Genomic DNA, 17,340 nt, shown 5'->3' with positions numbered 1-17,340 from the left:
CGGTGCCTATGGTTAACGAAGCGTTAAAGTTTCTCGACATCGAATGGGGGTGCAGATCAGAGCCGATTCTCAAGCCTAGCGAGCCGTGCCACATGCTCCCCGCCATCCTGTCCGCCGTCGCTTTCGTGGGGCTGACCGTGGTCCCGGCCGCCGCGGCCCCTGCGCCGGGCCGCGTCACGGTGATCGGGGTGGGGGAGGGCGACGTCCTCAACCTCCGGGCGGAGCCTCGCGCCGAGGCGCCCAAGGTGGGCGAGCTGCCCCGCGACGCCGCTGGGATCGAGGCCACGCGCTGCGTGAGCGTCATGCGCGGACGGATCGTGCCCGCCGACGAGGCGCCGGGCGCCTCGCGCTGGTGCCGGGTGAGCCTCGGGGATCAGGAGGGCTGGGCCAATGCCCGCTTCCTCGCGCCGGAGAGCGAGGCGGCGACGGAGGAGGCGGGCAAGGAGGCGAAGGCCGCGCCGCTCTACAGCGCCGGGCCGACGGCGGAGCCGGGCGGGCGTCAGCGCTCGTTCCTGGTGTCGGCCACGCAGATCGGGGCCGGCCGCTTCCGCGCCGAGACCCGCCACATCGTGCGCCGCGAGGGACGCCCCGACTCCCTGGAGGAGGCCACCGCCATCGTCGATTGCCGGCAACGCCCGCAATCGCGCGAGCGCGACGCGGCGAACCTGTGGTGGGCCGTGTGCCGGGGCGAGATGCAGCGCTTCGGCGGGTGACGGGCCCGGCTCAGACCCGCTCCACCACCATCGCGACGCCCTGGCCCACGCCCACGCACATGGTGGCGAGGCCGTAGCGCCCGCCTGTGCGGCCGAGCGTCTGCACCACATCCGCCGCGATCCGGGCGCCCGACATGCCCAGCGGATGGCCCAGCGCGATGCCGCCGCCGTTGGGGTTCACGTGCTCGGCGTCGTCGGGGAGGCCCAACCCCCGCAGGCAGGCGAGCACCTGCGCGGCGAAGGCCTCGTTGAGCTCGACCACATCCATCTCGGCGACCTTCAGCGACAGGCGCTCCAGGAGGCGCGTGGTGGCGGGGATGGGGCCGATCCCCATGATCCGCGGCGGCACCCCCGCCGAAGCCATGCCGAGCACGCGGGCGCGCGGCGTCAGGCCGTGACGCTCCACGGCCGCCTCGCTCGCGAGGATCATCGCCGCCGCGCCGTCGTTGACGCCCGACGCGTTGCCCGCCGTCACCGAGCCGCCGGAGCGCACGATGGGCTTCAGCTTCGCGAGCTGCTCGAGGCTCGTCTCGCGCGGATGCTCGTCGCGGGACACGACCACGGGGCCCGCCTTGCCGCCCGGCGTCTCCACGGGCACGATCTGCGCCTCGAACACGCCCTCGGCCTGGGCGCGGGCCGCGCGACTCTGGCTGCGCTGGGCGAAGGCGTCCTGGTCCTCGCGGGAGACCTGGTACTCCTGCGCCACGTTCTCCGCCGTCTCCGGCATGGAATCGACGCCGTACTGCGCCTTGATCAGGGGATTGATGAAGCGCCAGCCGATGGTGGTGTCATGGGTCTCGACGGTGCGCTGGAAGGCGGCTTCGGCCTTGCCCGTCACGAAGGGGGCCCGGGTCATGGACTCGACGCCGCCGGCGAGCGCGAGGTCGATCTCGCCGGCCTTGATGGCGCGCGCCGCGATGCCCACCGCGTCGAGCCCCGACGCGCACAGGCGGTTCACGGTGGCGGCCGGCACGGTCTCGGGCAGGCCCGCGAGCAGCACCGCCATGCGGGCGACGTTGCGGTTGTCCTCGCCCGCCTGGTTGGCGCAGCCCAGCACCACCTCGTCGACATGGTCGCGGAGCGCCGGGTGGCGCTCCAGAAGGGTGCGCAAGGGGAGCGCCGCGAGATCGTCGGCCCGCACCCGGGCGAGCGCGCCGCCATAGCGGCCGATGGGGGTTCGCACGGCATCGCAGATGAAAACCGACCGCTCGCGGGCCATGGCGTTCTCCGGGTCACTTCGTTCCCGTGTCTTGGCCCAGCGGCCGGCCCGCCGCAAGTGCGAGCCTTAGCCTCGCGCGCCCGGGGCGGGGCGCCGGATCAGGCGCTCTCGCCCGGCGGTCGCTTCAGGCCGGGGCCGTGCTTGGTGTTGATATTGGGCTTGAGCTGGTAGGAATCGAGCGGGTCCTCGGTCGCCGGGAACTGCTCCTCGGCCGACGGGGTCGCCGGCATCGTGTTCTCCCGGCCGGCCGGCGCCCGTGGGGTGCCCTCGTCGCCCGACAGGCCCTCGACGGCGTCCGCCGCCTTCTTCGGGTCGCCAGGGCCCTTGATCATGCTGGGATTGGTCATCGCGCTGTCCTTGGGGTGGGGTGGAGCGTCTGCCGGGGCAACGTCCGGCCTGGCGCCGCGATCCCGGTGCGACGATCGGCGATGCGAAATTAACTGTTGTGGCGGCGGGTTCATCGGTTTGCACCGCCGGCGGTCAGATTCGCACCGGCCAAGCCGAGTCGCGGGCTGAGCTGCCGGAGTCTGCCGACTCGTTCGCGGCAAGTTTTCGAGGCTGCGATCTGCGGCCTTCGGGTGCTGTCGTCAAGGCGTCATCCTTCGGCGAGGCAAGAGCGACTTCGGGTTCCCAAATCACGACCTTGGCTGATTTTGCGCAAAACCATTCCTAGACTTCGAATAACCATTCCCATTTTTCGCCTCAAAGGTAAGTAGATGATTTTTCGTGTTGGTTCTTCTTGGAACCGGGATTCCCTTCGGCAGTTGTTCGTCACGAAACGGCATCGCCAAGGAGGTACAGATGGCGACTGGAAAATCGAAGCGCGGCTTTGCATCCATGGATCCCGAGAAGCAGCGGGAGATCGCCTCGAAGGGCGGCCAGAGCGTCCCGGCCGAGAAGCGCTCCTTCTCGCAGGATCGCGAGCTCGCCTCGGAGGCGGGCCGCAAAGGCGGTCAGGCCTCGGGCACGACCCGGGCCAACGAGGAATAGCACGAGACGCCGGACGGGACCGCCCGTCCGTTCAGGGGCCGCCGAGAGGCGGCCCTTCTCTTGTCGCGCGCCGGCACGGGGTGCGACCGCGCAGGGGCCCGTTCCCGCTTCGCTCCCATTCGGGCGGGGATTGCTGGCATGACCGCAGATGTCCGCATTGCCGGAGGAGGCCGGGATCCTTAAGTGAAGAGGAGCCCAGGCGTCGTTGCCGGGCGCTTCATTGCGCAAGCGGCGCCGCGCCGCGGATCGGTCGTTCATGCCCCATCGGGAAATCACCGGCCCTCTCGTCCCGCTGCTGCGCGAGGTGGCGCAGGAGGCGGGCGACATGGCGCGCCGCTATTTCCGGCCGGGCCAGAAGACCGCCGCGCGCATCTGGTCGAAAGCCGGCGGCTCCCCCGTGACGGAAGCGGACGTGCAGGTGGACGCCTTCCTCAAGGTGCGCCTGTCGCGGGCGCTGCCCGATGCGGGCTGGCTGTCGGAGGAGACCGCCGACCATCCCGGGCGCCTCGACCGTCGCCTGGTCTGGATCGTCGACCCCATCGACGGTACCCGCGCCTTCCTCAACGGGCATCAGGACTGGTCGGTGGCGATCGGCCTCCTCCTGGACGGGGAGCCCGTGCTCGGCGTGGTCTACGGCCCCGCGCTGAACGCCTATTACGAGGCGGTGGCGGGGGAGGGGGCGACCCTCAACGGCCAGCCGATCTCGGTCTCGCCCCGCGAGGGGCTTGCGGGCGCCGTCACGGCGGGGCCCGTGCCGCTCATCGATCAGCTCGCCGGGCAGGTGGGGGAGGTGCGGCGGGCCGAGAAGATCCCCTCCCTCGCCCTGCGCCTCGCGCGGGTCGCCGACGGCTCGGTCGATCTCGGCCTCGTCTCCGCCAACGCCCGCGACTGGGACATCGCCGGGGCCGACCTCATCTTGCGCGAGGCGGGCGGGCGGCTCTCCGCCTTCGACGGGACGGCTCCCCGCTACAATCGCCCCGACCCGGTCCACCGCGAGATGCTCGCGTCGTCGCTGCGGCTGCATGGGCCCCTGGTGGAGGCCTTGACGCGGCGCGTGCAGGCGGCCCATTGACCCGGCCATCGAAAGCGCTCACCGGAGCCAAGACCCATGACGGAACCGACCTCCCCGAAGCAGCTCCTCCACCTCGTGTTCGGCGGTGAGCTGGAGCGCCTCGACGGCATCGAGTTCAAGGACCTGTCGAAGCTCGACGTCGTCGGCATCTATCCCAACTATGCCGCCGCCTACGTGGCCTGGAAGGGCAAGGCCCAGGCCACCGTCGACAACGCGCAAATGCGCTACTTCATCGTCCACCTGCACCGCCTGCTCGAGCCGGGGATGGGCTGACCCCTTGCTGAAGCGCCTCAGCCGCTCCCGCGCCGTCCAGGAGGCCTTGGGCCTCCTGTTCGCCCGCTATCTCGGCCTCGTGCGCCGCACGAACCGCTTCGTGTGGGACCCCGCCGACGGCTACGAGCGGCTCGTGGGCGCGACGCCCATCATCGGCGCCATGTGGCACGGCCAGCATTTCATGATCCCCTATCTGAGGGGCCCGAGCGACCGGGTGGCGAGCCTCGTGTCGCGCTCGGCCGACGGGGAGTTCAACGCCATCGCGTTGCGCCATCTCGGCGTGCGGGCGATCCGCGGCTCGGGCGACCGGGGGCGGGGCAAGGCGCGCCAGAAGGGGGGCGCCGCGGCGCTGCGCGCGATGGTGCGCGCCCTCGCCGAGGGCGAGTCCATGGTGCTCACGGCCGACGTGCCGAAGATCTCCCGGGTCTGCGGCTCAGGGATCGTCACCCTGGCCCGCATGTCGGGCCGCCCGGTGGTGCCGCTCGCCGTGGTGACGAGCCGGCGCATCGATTTCCGCTCCTGGGACCGGGCGAGCCTCGGCCTTCCCTTCGGCCGGGGCGCCCTCGTGGTCGGCGAGCCGATCCACGTGCCCCGCGACGCGGACGAGGCGGCTTTGGAAGCCGCGCGCCGGGCCGTGGAGCGGGGCCTCGACCTCGTGCACGAGCGCGCCTACGCTCTTGTCGGCGCCGCCGATCCCGGCGCCAAGCCCCGTCTGACGCAGCAAAGCGGCTCGCCGGCATGAACGCTCCCCTGCCCACCTTGCTGCGCACCTACCGGGTCGCGCTCGCCGTCCTGGAGCCCGCCGCCGCGATGGTGCTCGCTTGGCGCCGGCGCAAGGGCAAGGAGGACCGCACGCGGCTCGGCGAGCGGCGGGGCAGCCCCAGTCGTCCCCGCCCGGGCGGGCACCTGGTCTGGGTGCACGGGGCGAGCCTCGGCGAGACGATCTCGATCCTGCCCCTCGTGGAGCGGCTGGCCCGCCAGGGCATCACCGTGCTCGTCACCTCGGGCACCCGCACGTCGGCCGACCTCATCGCCCGGCGCCTGCCGCCGGGCGCGCTGCACCAGTTCATGCCCCTCGACGTGCCGCGTTACGTGCGCCGCTTCCTCGACCATTGGCGGCCGGGCCTTGCGCTCTTCGCCGAATCGGAGCTGTGGCCTAACGTCATCATGGAGCTTGACCGGCGGCGTGTGCCCCTGCTTCTCGTGAACGGCCGCCTCTCCGAGCGCTCGTTCCGGCGCTGGCGGCGGCTGGAGGGCGCGGCGCGGGCGCTGCTTGCCCGCTTCTCGCTCTGCATCGCCCAGACTCCCGCCGACGGCGAGCGTCTGACACGCCTTGGGGCCCCCCGTGTCCTCGTGGCGGGCAACCTGAAATTCGATGCGCCCCCGCCGCCCGCCGATCCCCGTATCGTGGCAAGCGCCGCGGGCTTGATGGCGGGCCGGCCGGTCTGGGTGGCGGCGAGCACGCATCCGGGCGAGGAGGCGATCCTCATGGCGGTGCACCGGGCGCTGGCAGGGCATTTTCCCGAGCTCCTCACCATCGTGGCGCCCCGCCACCCGCAGCGCGGCGCCGAGGTGGCGACGCTGGCGCAGAACGCAGGGCTCAGCGCCTCGCGCCGATCCGCCGGCCTCCAGCCGGACCGGGCGACGGACGTCTATGTCGCCGACACCGTGGGCGAGCTCGGCCTGTTCTACCGCCTGTCGCCGGTGGTGTTCATGGGCGGCTCCCTCGTGCCTCATGGCGGGCAGAACCCCATCGAGCCCGCGAAGCTCGGCGCCGCGATCCTGCACGGGCCGCACGTTCACAACTTCACCGACGTCTACGCCGCCATCGACCGCGCCGGCGGAGCGCTTCCTGTGGGTGACGGCCAGGCACTCACCGCCGCCTTGGCCGACCTCCTCTCCGACACGGCGCTCACCCGGGAGATGGCGCGGGCCGGGGCCGAGACGGTCGAGTCGCTCGGCGGCGCGCTGGAGCGCACGCTGAGCGCCGTGCAGCCCTTCGTGATGACCATGAAGATGGAGGCGCGCTGATGCGGGCGCCCGCCTTCTGGCAGGCGCCGCGCCCCTCAGCCCTCGCCCGGCTCCTCCAGCCCGCCGGAGCGCTCGTGGGCGCCCTTGCGGCCCGGCGCATGGCTCGGGCCGGCGAGCGCGCGGCTGTGCCCGTGATCTGCATAGGCAATCCGACGGTGGGCGGCGCCGGTAAGACGCCGACCGCGTTGGCGATCGCCGAGCACCTCGCCCTCCTGGGCCCGCAGGCGGTGTTCCTCACCCGCGGCTATGGCGGGCGCCTCGCCGGGCCCGAATGGGTGGTCCCGGGGCAGCACGGGGCGGGGGACGTGGGTGACGAGCCGCTCCTTCTCGCTCGTCACGCTCCGACGGTGCTATCGCGCGACCGGGTGGCGGGGGCCGCGATGGCGGCGGCGGGCAGCGCGGGCGTCGTGGTGATGGACGACGGGCTCCAGAATCCGGGACTCGCGAAGGACCTGAGCCTCGCCGTGATCGACGCGGGCGCCGGCATCGGCAACGGGCTCGTCCTGCCGGCCGGCCCGCTGCGGGCGCCGCTGCGGGCGCAGTGGCCGCGCATCGACGCTCTCGTCGTGCTGGGCGAGGGGGAGCGGGCCGAAGGGGTGGCCGGAGAGGCGCGGGCGCTGGGAAAACCGGTGCTGCGGGCGCGCCTCGTTCCGGACCCGGTCATCGCCTCCCGCCTTGAGGGCGTTCGGGTGCTCGCATTCGCAGGCATCGGGCGGCCGGCGAAGTTCTTCCGGACCCTCGATGACCTTGGCGCCCAGGTCGTGGCGCGGGAGAGCTTTCCCGATCACCACCCGTTCACGGCCCGCGAGATCGAGGCCATGACGGCGCGCGCCGCGGGGGACGGGCTCCTGCCCGTGACCACCGAGAAGGACATGATGCGCATCGCGGCCCTGCGGGTGCCCCGGCTCATGGAGCGCATTGTGGCCCTGCCGGTCCGCGCCGTCTTCAGCGATGAGGCAGCCTTGCGTGCGCTGCTCGGGCGGGCTCTGGCCCGCGGCGCCTGAACGCTCCGCCGCATATCCCCGGTCGTTCGGCGTCCCGCGCGGACGCGGAGCCTCCGCGCGTGAGCGTCGGTGACGCTGCCGGATTCCATCCAGAGGCGCCCAGGCCCGGCGTCCAGGCATAAAAAAAGCCCCGGCCGAAGCCGGGGCTCTCTCGAAGGGATCGACGATCCGATCAGAAGTCGCGCTGGATGCGCAGGCGCGTCTGGAACTGGTCCTCGGAGCGCCGGAACCTATCGGTCACCGCCGTCACGCCGGGGGAGACCGTCTCGACGATCTGCACGCGGCCGTTCTCGGCAGCGATCTTGCGGTAGAACACCTCGACGCCGATGTCGAGGCCGGCCACCGGCGACCAGATCAGGTTGGAGCCGATCTCGTACTGGTTGTAGTCCCGGACGGCGCCCGTGCCGAAGAGGCCGGTCGTGCTGATCGTCGTCGCCCCACCGGGAACGTCGACCTGGGTCCAGTTGGCGTAGATGCCCTGGCGGATCTGCGGGGTCCAGTAGTGCAGGAACGCCGCGGTCAGGCTGAAGCCCTTGGCCCGCTCGACTTCGCCGTTGACGATGAAGGCGTCGGCGACGGAAGCCAGGCGGAAGCCGCCGATCTGCGGCGAAGCCGGCAGGATGTAGTTCAGGTTGCCGTTGGTGTAGGCCGCCTGCAGCCAGAGCTGATCGCCAGCCGCGAGCATCGGCAGGTTGATCTTCAGGCCACCCTGGACGGCGAAGCCGTACTCGGTGTCGACGTACTGAGTCGTGCCGAACGAGTTGAACGTGTTGCTCGGGCGGATCTGGTAGCCGGCAGCCGACAGCTGAGCCGAACCCCAGGCCTGGTCGATGCGCAGCTGACCGACGACGTGCGGACGCTGGTCGGTGTCGTAGATGATCGTGGTCGCACCAGCGCCAGCAAGCAGTCCGGCAGTGGTGTTACGGCGAGCCGAGGGATCCTCGAGCGAGATGGTCGCCGAGAAGCCCGAACCGAACGAGGCGGTGTAGGCGAGGACGACGGGGTCGTTGCCGCCCGTGTCCGAGCCGCCGGCGCCGATCCAGCTCACCGAGGTGGCGTAGAAGTCGAAGAACGACGTGGCGCGACCAGCCGTGATGCCGGCGAACTGGATGAACGCCTTATCGAGGTTCACCAGGTTGTTGGCGCCCGGGTTGCCGTTGTTCAGCGTGCCGGCGAGGTTGCCGTAGATCGAACCGGTGTTGCGGGTCATCTCGTAGCGGATGAACGTGCGCAGGGTGCCGTAGGCGGTCTGCGTACGGGCGTCGACGTTGATCTGAGCGCGAGCGCGCCAGTTGAAGGTCGACTCCAGGCCGCGGCGGTAGGACTCGGCGACCGCGTACTCGGCGCGGACGCGGCCCGAGAGACGCAGGCAGGTCTCGGTGCCGGGGATGAAGAAGAAGCCTGCGCCGTAGGCGGAGCAGACGCGGACGTAATCGACGACCGGGGCGGCCTTGCGGACCGGCAGATCGGCGGCTTGAGCCCCGGCGACCGCGAACAGACCAGCGGCAGACCCGAGGAGAAGGCTCTTCACGAGCTTCATGTGGTGACCTCCAAAGTATTAAGACCCAAGGGGGGCTGGTTTTACGACTCGCAGTCACGCTGACCGCAAAACCGTGATCCTTTCCCCGATTGCAGCCCGCTCGCGGATCATCCGAGCAGCGAACCGAACCACGACTGGGGTGCCCCCGTCGCGAAAATCACCATATCGACGGCGGGCCTTGGATCAACCGAACTCCGCCCTCCCACGGCCCCAATTGGGGGCTTTTCAAGGCCATGTTGCAGAACTGCAACTTGGCCCTGGGGATGCCATCCGGAAAACCCCGCAGCCGGCCGACGAAGGTTGATAAAACATTAACGGAAAACGGCTTTTCGCCAGGTGTGACCTGCCCTGGCGGGGTTTTCCGGGCGATGCGCAAGCCGTTTCCGGCGGGGTCGCCGCGACTCGGCACCAAGGCCCGCCCGCCCTGCGGCCCGCCCCGATCCTCGCGAAGAGCGTGCGGACGCGTCTGCGGATCGCACGTTCAGGGTGCGGCGGCGGCCGACACGAAAGCCGCTCCGTCCTCGCGGCCCAGCCTGTAGGCGGCGCGGACGCCCTCGGGGTTCGTCACGTCGAACTGGCCCACGGGAATCGGGCGCGAGGGCTGGACGTAGGTGCGGTGGCGAACGAGGGGCACCGCCTTGTAGCGGCGCGTCAGGAGGACGAGCGTGCGCCCGCCCGCCGCCTCGATGTCGCGCAAGGGCTCCACCGGCACGTTGTCGACGAGGCCGCCGTCGAGGGCGGCAAGCCCGCCGACGCGGCCGACGGGCATGAAGGGCGGCACGCTCGCGCTCGCCATCAGCGCGTCCACGAGCTCGGCGGGCTCGCGCATGTCCTGCACCCGCACCACGTGGGACTGGAAGCCGAGCGCCCGCCCGCCGCGGGGGTGGACCGGCCCGTGCAGCTTCTTCTCGATCTGGTAGGCGGCGATGCCGAGGGGAATCGCGAGGGCGAGCGGCAGGCGGCGGGGCTTGCGGGCGAGCGCGATGAGGATCTCCGGGCCCGCGCGCAGGCGCTCGAAGGCCGCCTCGTCGACGACGGTCTCCATAAGGAGGCGGTACATGCCGGCGACGGGGAAGAGGGGCTCGCGCCGGCGCCAGGCCGCCCAGTCCATGTTCCGCACGCCCGCCCCGCAGCCCTCCGCGACGAGCTCGGCCGCCCGGTGCCCCTCGCCCAGAACGTTGCAGCAGGCCGCCCACGCCCCGGCGCTGACGCCCACGACCCGCCGCGGCGCGAGGCCCAGATGCGCGGCGGCCGCGTCCCAGAACCCGGCCTGCCAGTAGCAGCGGTTGCCCCCGCCCGCGAACGCGACCGCGTCGAACATGGCTCAGGCCTCCGCGGCGGCGGAGCGGGCTTCTTCGCGCCAGGCCAGCACGATGCGCTCGAGCTCCGCCACGTCGCCGGCGGGAAGCCGCCCGAGCGTCCGGGCCACATAGGCGCGCTGCGCCGCGATTCCCCGCTCGGCGAGGCTGCGGCCCCGCTCCGTGAGGTGGAGCGCATGCGAGCGCCGGTCACCGGGAATGGGGCGGCGCTCCACGAGCCCCGCCTCGACGAGCCGGTCGACGAGCCCCGACACGTTGCCCTTCGTCACGTAGAGGCGCTCGGCGAGCTCCTGCTGGGTCGAGCCCTCGCGCTCGGTGAGCGTCGAGAGCAGGTCGAATTGCGGGATCGAGAGCCCGATCGTCCTCAGCTCGGCCCCCACCGCCGCCGACAGCCGGTGCTGCAGGCGGACGAACCGGAACCAGACCCGGAGGGGGTCGACGGGCTCGGGGGCTGGCCGGGAGGCGAGGGTCTGTGTCATCGAGATAGTTTACATGAGAACCATCTCGCTGGCGAGGGGAGCGCCCGCCCTTGAGCCTGCCGCCCGTCAGGCGCTGCGCCGGAGGGGCGAGGCGGGCGCGCCGGCCTGCGGCTCGGCGAGCGCGATGTCGATGGAGAAGGTGAGGCCCTCGGGGGCGTAGTCCATGAGGACGTCGCCCTTCAGCTGCCCTGCGAGCATGTGCTGGAGGAGGCGCGAGCCGAATCCCTTGCGCTTGGGCGGCGAGGTGACCGGGCCGCCGCGCTCGACCCAGGAGAAGCGCAGGCGCCGCGTGGCGTCCGTCTCGTCAAGGGCCCAGCGCACCACGAGGCGCCCCGTGGGGGTGGAGAGGGCGCCGTGCTTCGCGGCGTTGGTGGTGAGCTCGTGCACCGCCATGCCGAAGGCCAACGCCACGTCGGAGGGCAGCAGGATCGCCGGTCCCTCGCGCACCACGCGCCCCGCCTCCTCCTCGTAGGGCGCGAGCTCGGTGTCGAGAAGGTCGCGCAGGGGGATCACGCCCCAGGCGTTCTCGGTGAGCAGCGTGTGGGTGCGGGCAAGCGAGATGATCCGGGCCGTGAAGGACTGGCGGAAGCTCTCGATGTCGGTCGCGTTGCGGGCCGTGGCGTTGGCGATGGCCTGCACCGTGGCGAGCGTGTTCTTCACGCGGTGGTGCAGCTCGCGCACCATGAGCGTCTTCTGGTCCTCGGCGTGCTTGCGCTCCGTGATGTCGAGATTGACGCCGACCATCCGGACGGGCCGCCCGGTCTCGTCGAAGGTGACGACGCCGCGGGCGTGGATCCAGCGCTCCTCGCCGTCCGGCCGCAGGATGCGGTACTCGCTCGCGTAGTCGCCCTCGGCCAGCGCCCGCTCGCTGTCGCGCCGCGCGGCTTCGCGGTCGTCGGAATGCACCCGGGCGAGCCAGGTGTCGAAGTCCACCGGAACGTCCGGCGCCCAGCCGTAGAGCGCGCGATAGGCCGGGGAGACCGTCGACACGTCCGTGACGGGGTTCCAGTCGAAGACGCCGATGCCGCCTGCGCTCTGTGCGATCTCGAGGCGCTGGTTGGCCGCCGCGAGCTCCGCCTCCCGCGCCTTGCGGTCCGTGATGTCGGTGGCGATGCCCACGAGGCCGTAGACCCGCCCCTCCGCGTCCCGCAAGGGCGACTTGGAGGACAGGAAGGTGCGCAGGCCGTAGGGGGTCGTCACGGTCTCCTCGATGGTCTCGGGCTCGCCGCGCTCCATCACCCGCATGTCGATCGCCGCGATGGCCGCGGCCTCCGCCGCGTCGTCGCGGACCTCGAACTGCGTGCGGCCCCGGACCTCGTCCCAGGTCTTGCCGACGACCCGCAGGGTCGCGGGATTGGCGAGCAGGAGCCGGCCCTCCCGGTCCTTGACCATGATGGCGTCGGGGGTGGTCTCGCCGACCGCCCGCAGGAGCTCCGTGGTGCGCCGCAGCTCCTCGTCGGCCCGGCGGCGCTCGGTGACGTCGTGGAGGATGCCGATGGCGCGCACGGGCTCGCCGCCCGCCGAGCGGCGGATGAGCCCGTTCGCCGACACCCAGCGCTCCTCCCCGTCGGGGCGCACGATCCGGTACTCCTCCCCGAAATCCGCCTCGCCCTCCAGGGCCAGGCGGAAGCCCGCGAGCACGCGGGCGCGGTCGTCGCGGTGGATGAAGTCCTGCCATTCGGCGAGCGCGCGCACCTCGCCGGCCTCGTAGCCCAGGATCGCGCAGGTGCGCTCCGACCACAGGCCCTCGCCGGTGGAGAGATCGTAGTCCCAGGTGCCGAGCTCGCCGGCGTCGAGGGCGAGGCGCAGGCGCTCCTCGCTCTCGCGCACCGCGACCGCCGCCCGGCGCTCCGCCGTGACGTCCCGGAAATAGATCGTCAGGCCTTCCGCCGACGGATAGGCCGTGGCGTCGAACCAGATGTCGCGCGGGGCGTAATAGGCGTCGACCCGCTGTGGCCCGCCCGTGTCCACGGCTCTCTGGTAGGCGGTCCAGAAGGGCGTGCCGACGAGGTGAGGGAAGGCCTCCTGGATCGGCAGGCCGACGAGGTCCCGCCCGGGGCCGATCTGCGAACGGGCGCGCTCGTTGAGGTAGGTGAAGCGGCCGCGCCGGTCGAGGACGATCACGCTGTCGGTGATGCTCTCGAAGATGGTCTGGATGCGCTGCGCCGCCGCCGCGGCCCGCTCGTCGGCGAGCCTGCGCTCGCGCACCGCGATGGAGGCGGCCGCGAAGGCGTGGCTCACCCGGTTGATCTCGGTGACGCCGCTGCTCATCGGCGGCACCGGCTCGCCCCGCGCCAGAGCCGCGGCGCTGGAGACGAGGGCACGGGTGGGCTCGACGAGGTGGCGGCTCACGAGCCACGTGGCGCCGAGCGCCAGCGCCATGAGCCCCACGCCGAGCGACCCCAGGATCCACAGGGCACGCACGAGCGGCGCCTCCAGCACCTCCCGCGACGTGGACACCGCGACCGTCCAGGGCGCCGTGGAGGTCTGGGCGACCGCATAGAGCGCGTCGCCTCCGTCGGAGAATCGCCCGGCGAAGAGCCGATTCGCGCCCGCCCGCTCCCGCAAAACGGGGCTCGCAGGCTTGCCCACCGCCGCCTCGTGGTCGTGCGAGCGCGCCACCACGAGCCCGTTCCCGTCCACGACCTCGGTGGTCCAGTTCTGAAGGGTCGTCTGGCCTGCCACCAGGGCCCGGATGTCCGCCGCGGGGATGTTGAGGTTCACGAGATGGGTCACCTCCTCCCCGCGCAGGACCGGAGCCACGACCTCCGTCGCGGGTTCGCCCGTGACCGCGCCGATGAAGAGGTTCGACACCACGGGCCGGCGCTTGGCGATCGCCTCCAGGTCGGCCGGCAGGAGCGGCGCGCGCGGCAACGGGGCGCCACGGGCCTGGCGCGTGTTGACGAGATGCTGGCCCGTGAGGTCGCGCACCACGATGTGGCGTCCGATCCGGTCGCGGATCTCGCTCGCCTCGGCATGAAAGCCGGCCCAGTCCTCGTCCTGGAGGCGCCGTGACAGGGCGACCGTGTCGACGACGGCGCGCAGACCCGCGAATTCCCGGTCGAGGACCGCCGCGACGCTCTGGGCCGTCTCCTCCGCCTCCTGGGCCAGGCGCATGCGCTCGGCGGAGACGAACTGCGCCCCCAGAAGGCCCGCGAAGAGGAGAATCGGCAGCGTCAGGGCAAGGGCGAGCGCCCCCAGATGCCAGCGCATGGAGCGGTCGCGGCGTCGCCTCTTTCGGACCTGCGGCATAGGCCGGCCCTCATCCCCCTGAAGCCACGTGAAGGCTATGGTTAAGCGGTGCCGGTCACGGGGGCAAGGACGGGGCGAAGGGCGGGGGCTCGCGGCCCACAGCCATCGCGCGGGCGGTGCGGTGCCGCACGCGGGTTCCCGGAACCTGGGCCGTCGCGCCCGGTTGACCTTGTAAGCGTCGCGTCGGGTCCCGCGCAGGTGCGCCCCCGGCGAAACGGTTCGTTAACCATGACGCTGGATTGATGGGCGTCGCCACTGCTGGCGAACGCCGACTCCTTGGTGAAGGAACGGACCATGGGCGACGTATCGATCCGAACGACCGGGACCTTGATCCCATTCCCGACGAACGACCGGCCGGCGCGGCGCGCGCTCGAGCCCGGCGACCCGCGTGGCGAGATCCTTCTCTTCACCGGTGTCCGCTATGAACGGCAGGTCGAGCCGAGCCCCGAACCGATCAGCCCCCGGCGCGGATCGGCCAAGCGCCGGGGCGGCTGAGCGCGGCGGGCGGGTCGCGGCGCTGACGGCGCTCGCGCTCTCGCTCTCGGCCTGCGCCGAAACGGGCGACTTCGGCCGCCCGCGTCCCTCCGTCTGGTCGGACACCCTCCTTCCCGCCGCAGGAGCGCTCGCGGCGGGATTTCGAGAGGAGCCGGTCTCCTTCTTCGATCTCACCGACGACGAAGCCGCGTTGCGCGACCGCGCCTGGCGCTTCCTCACCCCCGCCCACGAGCGCGCCTGGTTCGACCGGCAGGTGAGCGCCCTGGTGCGGGCCCGGGTCCTCCCGCTCGACTGGCGCCCCACCGAGCCTGGGGCCGACCACGCCGCCCTCACGGCGGGGCCGGTCCGCTCCCCCGTCTCCCGCTATCGTCGGCTCGCCGAGGACGTGACCGCCGACCGCGCGCTGATCGCGCCCTTCGCCGCCGTCGCGAGCCGCGTCATCGAGGCCGATCGGCGCCGGCTGCGCGCCGTGCCCTTCCTGCGCGAAGCCCCCCCGGACCGGGTTGCCGCCGCGGTGGCGCGGGTGGCGGAGAACCGCTGCGTGGTGGCCTGGGTGCGCCAGGCGCTCGCGGAGCGCACGGAGGGCTATGCCCACGCCCTGGAGCAGCTGTTCCTGGAGACCCCCGATCTGGAGGCGATCGGGCCCGAGCGGGCCTTGGGCGACCTGCGCCTCACCCGCACCCTCCTCGACGCGCTTCCCGTCCCGCCGCTCGCCGACGGCGGCTGCATCGGCGCGGAGGCCCTCGTGAGCGAGCGTGAGGTGGCGCCGGCGCGGGCGCGGCTCGTCACGAAGTAAACCAAGATCGAGCGCCGAATCGGTCGAGCCTGCGTCCGGCGGTAATCGACTTTGGATTGTTTCTCATTCGACTATCTGCAACTAGAAGCTTCGTGTGTCATAACCTATGTTTAAGGCGGGGCACTTCATGCTTCCCGCGGCAGGGCGACATCTTCGAACGTTGCATTTCAGCACCGCCTTTTAAGGGGCTTTTTACCACCGCGTGATGTCGTCGGCGCCGTACGGGTCTCCTGGGGCGGAGGATTGGCATGTTCTGGCGTTCGAAGGTCGGCGAGCTCGAGGCCAGGCTTTCGACGCTCGACCGATCCCATGCGGTGATCGAGTTCACCCCCGACGGGACCATCCTCACGGCCAACCGCAACTTCCTCGACGCGATGGGCTACGCCCTGCACGAGATCGTGGGCCGGCATCACTCGATCTTCGTCGATCCCGCCACCCGGGCGAGCGCGGACTACGCGGCCTTCTGGGCGTCGCTGGCGCGGGGCGAAAGCCATGCCTCGCAATACAAGCGCATCGCCAAGGGCGGGCGCGTGGTCTGGATCGAGGCCTCCTACGCCCCGGTCCCGGGGCGCGACGGCCGCCCCGCCAAGGTGGTGAAATACGCCATCGACATCACGGCGCGCAAACGCGAGGACGCCGACCGCGCCAGCCAGATCGCGGCGCTCCACCGGGCCCAGGCGGTGATCGCCTTCTCGCCCGACGGCCGCATCCTGGAGGCGAACGAGAACTTCCTCGACGCCATGGGCTACCGGCTCGACGAGATCGTGGGCCGCCATCATTCCATGTTCGTGCGGCCCGAGGATCGGGCGGATCCCGGCTATGCGGCGTTCTGGGCGGCGCTGGCGCGTGGCGAATACCGGAGCGGACAGTTCAGGCGCGTGGGCAAGGCTGAGCGCGAGGTCTGGATCCAGGCGAGCTACAACCCCGTCCTGGACGAGGAGGGGCGGCCCTACAAGATCGTGAAGTTCGCCACGGACGTGACGGCGCAGGTGCGGCTCCTCGCCGATCTGCGCCGGCTCATCGACACGAATTTCGGCCAGATCGACGGGGCGCTCGCCCGCTCGGGCGAGCAGTCGGACGAGGCGTCCCGGCGGGCGCAGGGCACGTCGGAGAGCGTCCAGACCATGGCGGCGGCCGCCGAGGAGCTCGCCGCGTCCGTGGCGGAGATCGCGCAGGCCATGAGCAAGGCGCGGTCGGCCACGGACACGGCGTTCGAGCAAGCCCGGGCGGCCGGCGCCTTCACCGGGCGGCTCGCGGGGGCCGCCACCGCCATGGGCGGGATCGTGGCCCTGATCCAGACCATCGCGGGGCAGATCAACCTGCTGGCGCTGAACGCCACGATCGAATCGGCCCGCGCCGGAGAGGCCGGGCGCGGCTTCGCCGTGGTGGCCCAGGAGGTGAAGAACCTCGCCAACCAGGCGGCCCGCGCCACCGAGCAGATCGGCGCCGAGATCGACGGGGTGCAGTCGATCTCCCACGATGTCGTCGCGGCCCTGGACGGCATTCGCGCCTCCATCGAGACCATGCGTGCCAACGTGGTGGCCTCCGCCTCGGCGGTGGAGGAGCAGAGCGCCGTGACCCGCGAGATGTCCTCCAACATGCACGTCACCGCCGGCGCCGTCGCAGGGATCGCCGCCAACGTGGCGGCGATCTCGACCGCTTTCGGCGAGGTGTCGTCGATGCTCGCCACGACGAAGGACGCGGCGCGGGTGCTGGCGCGCTAGGGGCGGGACCGCCCCACGCCCCGCCGCAAGAATTGCGGACCTGCGCGCCACGCGACGGGACCGCCGTCGCGGCCCCGCGACGTCGAGGATTCGACGCTGGGGGGATCGGGTGTGGCGCCGGCAGCGCCATTGCTATAGGTTAAAGCCCGAGCAGGAGTGCGCCCAGGTGGCCCGTTATACGCTGGTATCGACGCGGCACCTGCCGGATGGCGGGATGCAGACCGGAAGCGCGACCTTCCTCGCGCCCGACGACGCCACCGCCATCGTGAGCGCCCGCGAGGCCCCCGCCGACATGGTCGTGGCGGATGCGGGCTCCCTGACCCTGATCGATTCGCAGCAGCAGATCGTCTGGCGCGCGAGCCGCCCCGACGCGTTCACGAGCTACGGGGTGCGCTACAAGCGGGAGTGACGGGGCGGCCCGAGGCGATCGAGG

At 71.8% G+C, this 17,340-nt stretch carries 16 protein-coding genes; 10 read left to right on the top strand and 6 right to left on the bottom strand.

Annotated features, from left to right (window positions below; translation table 11 throughout):
- Positions 1-92 precede the first annotated feature (92 nt).
- Entirely contained in the window at positions 93-713 is a 621-nt protein-coding gene (locus F0L46_RS16185; protein WP_149819382.1) for an SH3 domain-containing protein, read from the top strand.
- A 10-nt stretch (positions 714-723) separates the two neighbouring features.
- On the opposite strand, the gene pcaF is transcribed toward F0L46_RS16185, so the two are convergent.
- Both pcaF and F0L46_RS16175 read right to left on the bottom strand, forming a co-directional pair.
- On the bottom strand, positions 724-1,932 hold the full coding sequence (gene pcaF / locus F0L46_RS16180; protein ID WP_149819380.1) for a 3-oxoadipyl-CoA thiolase: 1,209 nt from the start codon (positions 1,930-1,932) through the stop codon (positions 724-726).
- Between the two features lie 98 nt (positions 1,933-2,030).
- Positions 2,031-2,279: a hypothetical protein gene (locus F0L46_RS16175; RefSeq protein WP_149819378.1), complete on the bottom strand. Its 249-nt coding sequence runs from the start codon at positions 2,277-2,279 to the stop codon at positions 2,031-2,033.
- A 454-nt stretch (positions 2,280-2,733) separates the two neighbouring features.
- Between F0L46_RS16175 and F0L46_RS16170 the strand changes: the two genes are divergently transcribed.
- From F0L46_RS16170 to lpxK, 6 genes are all read left to right on the top strand, one after another.
- Positions 2,734-2,922: a con-10 family general stress protein gene (locus F0L46_RS16170; RefSeq protein WP_149819376.1), complete on the top strand. Its 189-nt coding sequence runs from the start codon at positions 2,734-2,736 to the stop codon at positions 2,920-2,922.
- Positions 2,923-3,178: 256 nt separating this feature from the next.
- Entirely contained in the window at positions 3,179-3,994 is an 816-nt protein-coding gene (locus F0L46_RS16165) for an inositol monophosphatase family protein (RefSeq protein ID WP_149819374.1), read from the top strand.
- Between the two features lie 36 nt (positions 3,995-4,030).
- A complete protein-coding gene (locus F0L46_RS16160) occupies positions 4,031-4,267 on the top strand; it encodes a DUF4170 domain-containing protein (protein WP_149819372.1) in 237 nt (78 codons plus the stop codon).
- 4 nt (positions 4,268-4,271) lie between these two features.
- Complete coding sequence (locus F0L46_RS16155) at positions 4,272-5,009, top strand: lysophospholipid acyltransferase family protein (RefSeq protein ID WP_240540024.1); 738 nt, start codon at positions 4,272-4,274, stop codon at positions 5,007-5,009.
- Entirely contained in the window at positions 5,006-6,298 is a 1,293-nt protein-coding gene (locus F0L46_RS16150; RefSeq protein ID WP_149819368.1) for a 3-deoxy-D-manno-octulosonic acid transferase, read from the top strand. The genes F0L46_RS16155 and F0L46_RS16150 overlap by 4 nt, the downstream gene beginning before the upstream one ends.
- The gene (gene lpxK, locus F0L46_RS16145; RefSeq protein WP_149819366.1) at positions 6,298-7,302 is read left to right on the top strand and encodes a tetraacyldisaccharide 4'-kinase; all 1,005 of its coding nucleotides are present in this window, start codon (positions 6,298-6,300) and stop codon (positions 7,300-7,302) included. Before F0L46_RS16150 ends, lpxK begins: the two co-directional genes overlap by 1 nt.
- A gap of 172 nt (positions 7,303-7,474) precedes the next feature.
- Here lpxK and F0L46_RS16140 read toward each other — a convergent pair whose 3' ends face one another.
- From F0L46_RS16140 to F0L46_RS16125, 4 genes are all read right to left on the bottom strand, one after another.
- Entirely contained in the window at positions 7,475-8,842 is a 1,368-nt protein-coding gene (locus F0L46_RS16140) for a porin (protein WP_149819364.1), read from the bottom strand.
- 481 nt (positions 8,843-9,323) lie between these two features.
- Positions 9,324-10,163, bottom strand: coding sequence for a patatin-like phospholipase family protein (locus tag F0L46_RS16135; RefSeq protein WP_149819362.1), 840 nt, complete (start codon positions 10,161-10,163; stop codon positions 9,324-9,326).
- Positions 10,164-10,166: 3 nt separating this feature from the next.
- Positions 10,167-10,640, bottom strand: a complete 474-nt coding sequence (locus tag F0L46_RS16130) for a MarR family winged helix-turn-helix transcriptional regulator (protein WP_149819360.1) — start codon at positions 10,638-10,640, stop codon at positions 10,167-10,169.
- 66 nt (positions 10,641-10,706) lie between these two features.
- On the bottom strand, positions 10,707-13,853 hold the full coding sequence (locus tag F0L46_RS16125) for a PAS domain S-box protein (RefSeq protein WP_188311997.1): 3,147 nt from the start codon (positions 13,851-13,853) through the stop codon (positions 10,707-10,709).
- A gap of 460 nt (positions 13,854-14,313) precedes the next feature.
- Here F0L46_RS16125 and F0L46_RS16120 point away from each other — a divergent pair, with 460 nt between their 5' ends.
- The 3 genes from F0L46_RS16120 (at position 14,314) to F0L46_RS16110 (ending at position 17,316) form a co-directional block, all read left to right on the top strand.
- Positions 14,314-15,183, top strand: coding sequence for a hypothetical protein (locus tag F0L46_RS16120; RefSeq protein ID WP_188311996.1), 870 nt, complete (start codon positions 14,314-14,316; stop codon positions 15,181-15,183).
- Between the two features lie 248 nt (positions 15,184-15,431).
- The gene (locus F0L46_RS16115; RefSeq protein ID WP_149819356.1) at positions 15,432-16,907 is read left to right on the top strand and encodes a methyl-accepting chemotaxis protein; all 1,476 of its coding nucleotides are present in this window, start codon (positions 15,432-15,434) and stop codon (positions 16,905-16,907) included.
- Between the two features lie 214 nt (positions 16,908-17,121).
- On the top strand, positions 17,122-17,316 hold the full coding sequence (locus F0L46_RS16110) for a hypothetical protein (protein WP_149819354.1): 195 nt from the start codon (positions 17,122-17,124) through the stop codon (positions 17,314-17,316).
- Positions 17,317-17,340: the final 24 nt, after the last annotated feature.

It is taken from the genome of Salinarimonas soli, assembly GCF_008386575.1.
Taxonomy (GTDB): Bacteria; Pseudomonadota; Alphaproteobacteria; order Rhizobiales; family Beijerinckiaceae; genus Salinarimonas_A; species Salinarimonas_A soli.
The sequence above is the reverse complement of the archived record's forward strand: the minus strand, read 5'-3'. Positions and strand labels throughout refer to the sequence as shown.

Excerpts from the sequence above, each read along its gene's own strand:
- F0L46_RS16115 (WP_149819356.1), top strand. The coding sequence starts at position 15,432 with ATGTTCTGGCGTTCGAAGGTCGGCGAGCTCGAGGCCAGGCTTTCGACG.
- F0L46_RS16150 (WP_149819368.1), top strand. The coding sequence starts at position 5,006 with ATGAACGCTCCCCTGCCCACCTTGCTGCGCACCTACCGGGTCGCGCTC.
- F0L46_RS16140 (WP_149819364.1), bottom strand. The coding sequence starts at position 8,842 with ATGAAGCTCGTGAAGAGCCTTCTCCTCGGGTCTGCCGCTGGTCTGTTC.
- F0L46_RS16170 (WP_149819376.1), top strand. The coding sequence starts at position 2,734 with ATGGCGACTGGAAAATCGAAGCGCGGCTTTGCATCCATGGATCCCGAG.
- F0L46_RS16120 (WP_188311996.1), top strand. The coding sequence starts at position 14,314 with ATGAACGGCAGGTCGAGCCGAGCCCCGAACCGATCAGCCCCCGGCGCG.
- F0L46_RS16165 (WP_149819374.1), top strand. The coding sequence starts at position 3,179 with ATGCCCCATCGGGAAATCACCGGCCCTCTCGTCCCGCTGCTGCGCGAG.
- pcaF (WP_149819380.1), bottom strand. The coding sequence starts at position 1,932 with ATGGCCCGCGAGCGGTCGGTTTTCATCTGCGATGCCGTGCGAACCCCC.
- F0L46_RS16130 (WP_149819360.1), bottom strand. The coding sequence starts at position 10,640 with ATGACACAGACCCTCGCCTCCCGGCCAGCCCCCGAGCCCGTCGACCCC.
- F0L46_RS16125 (WP_188311997.1), bottom strand. The coding sequence starts at position 13,853 with ATGCGCTGGCATCTGGGGGCGCTCGCCCTTGCCCTGACGCTGCCGATT.
- F0L46_RS16110 (WP_149819354.1), top strand. The coding sequence starts at position 17,122 with ATGCAGACCGGAAGCGCGACCTTCCTCGCGCCCGACGACGCCACCGCC.
- F0L46_RS16135 (WP_149819362.1), bottom strand. The coding sequence starts at position 10,163 with ATGTTCGACGCGGTCGCGTTCGCGGGCGGGGGCAACCGCTGCTACTGG.
- F0L46_RS16185 (WP_149819382.1), top strand. The coding sequence starts at position 93 with ATGCTCCCCGCCATCCTGTCCGCCGTCGCTTTCGTGGGGCTGACCGTG.
- lpxK (WP_149819366.1), top strand. The coding sequence starts at position 6,298 with ATGCGGGCGCCCGCCTTCTGGCAGGCGCCGCGCCCCTCAGCCCTCGCC.
- F0L46_RS16175 (WP_149819378.1), bottom strand. The coding sequence starts at position 2,279 with ATGACCAATCCCAGCATGATCAAGGGCCCTGGCGACCCGAAGAAGGCG.
- F0L46_RS16160 (WP_149819372.1), top strand. The coding sequence starts at position 4,031 with ATGACGGAACCGACCTCCCCGAAGCAGCTCCTCCACCTCGTGTTCGGC.